A 1,921-nucleotide genomic window follows, 5' to 3' on the forward strand; every position below is an offset into this window, starting at 1 on the left:
TGGGGCTGCATTCGCCCGCCTCGGCCATTTTGTCAGCGGTGATTTTTAACGCCTTGATTATCGTACTGCTGATTCCACTGGCATTGAAAGGGGTGAGCTACCGCCCGATGCCGGCGGCTGCGCTGCTGCGCCGCAACCTGTGGATTTACGGCGTGGGGGGGCTGGTGGTGCCATTTATTGGCATCAAAGCCATTGATCTGATACTGACCGCGCTGGGTTGGGTTTAAGGAGAATATCAATGAACCTGTTACGTCCCGCACTTTCGCTTTTTATCCTGCTGACACTGATTGTCGGGGCGGTCTATCCGTTACTGACAACCGGATTGGCGCAGTGGTGGTTTCCCGTACAGGCTAACGGCTCGCTGGTGATGCTGGAAGGCAAGGTACGCGGTTCGGCCCTGATCGGTCAGTCCTTTACCCGCCCGGATTATTTTCAGGGGCGGCCCTCGGCGACGGCCGACTCGCCCTATAATGCGCTGGCCTCCTCTGGCAGTAATCTGGCGCCCAGCAATCCGGCACTGGATGAAGCTATAACGCAGCGCGTTGCCGAATGGCGTAAGGTGAATCCCCAGGCCAATGCGTTCGTCCCGGTGGAGCTGGTGACGGCCTCTGCCAGCGGATTGGATCCGCACATTTCTCCGGCAGCGGCGGCGTGGCAGATTCCGCGCGTGGCACAAGCACGCCATCTGCCAGAAGCAACGTTGCGCCAGTTGGTGCTGGCGAACACGCGCCGTCCGCTGCTGCCGTTTATCGGGGAGCCGGTGGTCAATGTGCTGGCGTTGAACATGGCGTTGGATGCCGTGCCGAAACCGTAAGGCTTCGCTATCCTGAACGAAGGATGACTTGAAAGGTATTGTGATGACGGAAGAACCCCTGCGTCCCGATCCGGATGCGCTGCTGGCTCAGTCGGACCGTGAAGGGCGCGGCAAACTGAAAATCTATTTCGGTGCCTGTGCGGGCGTCGGGAAAACCTGGGCCATGCTGCAAGAGGCGCGACGATTGCGCGCGCAGGGGTTGGATGTGCTGGTAGGCGTGGTGGAAACCCATGGTCGACAGGAGACCGCCACGCTGCTGGACGGGTTGGAAACCCTTGCCCGACGTGCCACGGGGCGACATCGTCATCTGGAGTTCAATCTGGATGCCGCCCTGGCGCGGCGTCCAGCCGTTATTCTGATGGATGAGCTGGCGCATTCCAACGCACCGGGGTCGCGCCATCCCAAGCGCTGGCAGGATATCGATGAGCTGCTGGACGCTGGCATTGATGTGCTGACCACGGTGAACGTGCAGCATCTGGAAAGCCTCAACGATGTGGTCAGCGGCTTTTTGTGACTCGGCCACCGAAGTGGTGCTGGTGGATTTGCCGCCGGACGATCTGCGGCAACGGTTGAAAGAGGGCAAGGTGTACGTCGGCGATCGTGCCGAGCGCGCCATCGAGAACTTTTTTCGTAAGAGCAATCTGTTTGCGCTGCGGGAACTGGCGTTGCGCCGCACGGCGGATCGCGTCGACGATCAGATGCGCGCCTGGCGCGATGCCAGTGGACGAGAGGAACGCGTCTGGCACACCCGCGATGCGATCCTGCTGTGCATTGGCGCTAACACCGGCAGTGAGAAACTGGTGCGCATTGCCGCCCGACTGGCCGCCAAGCTCGGCAGCGAATGGCATGCGGTAACGGTGGAGACGCCAACGCTGCATCGGCAGGGCGAAGCGCGTCGGCGTGGCATTCTGCGTACCTTGCAGTTGGCGCAAAAGCTGGGTGCCGTTACTGCCACCCTGTCGGAGCCGGATGAAGCGAAAGCGGTGCTGCGCTACGCGCGCGAGCACAATCTCGGCAAGATCATTGTGGGGAGGCCACCGCAGCGACGTTGGGCGTTGCCTAATCGCTTTGCGCGACGGCTAAGCCGCCTTGGGCCGGGGCTCGACT

The 1,921-nt window shown here is 61.3% G+C and carries 1 protein-coding gene and 2 pseudogenes; all 3 read left to right on the forward strand.

Going from position 1 to position 1,921, the window contains the following annotated elements:
- Positions 1-227 (forward strand): annotated as a pseudogene (locus tag J5224_RS25965) (potassium-transporting ATPase subunit B); the annotation flags it as partial.
- 11 nt (positions 228-238) lie between these two features.
- Entirely contained in the window at positions 239-814 is a 576-nt protein-coding gene (gene kdpC, locus J5224_RS25970; protein ID WP_264628073.1) for a potassium-transporting ATPase subunit KdpC, read from the forward strand.
- A gap of 43 nt (positions 815-857) precedes the next feature.
- Positions 858-1,921: pseudogene (locus J5224_RS25975) on the forward strand (two-component system sensor histidine kinase KdbD); the annotation flags it as partial.

Source organism: Candidatus Symbiopectobacterium sp. NZEC135 (genome assembly GCF_025962695.1).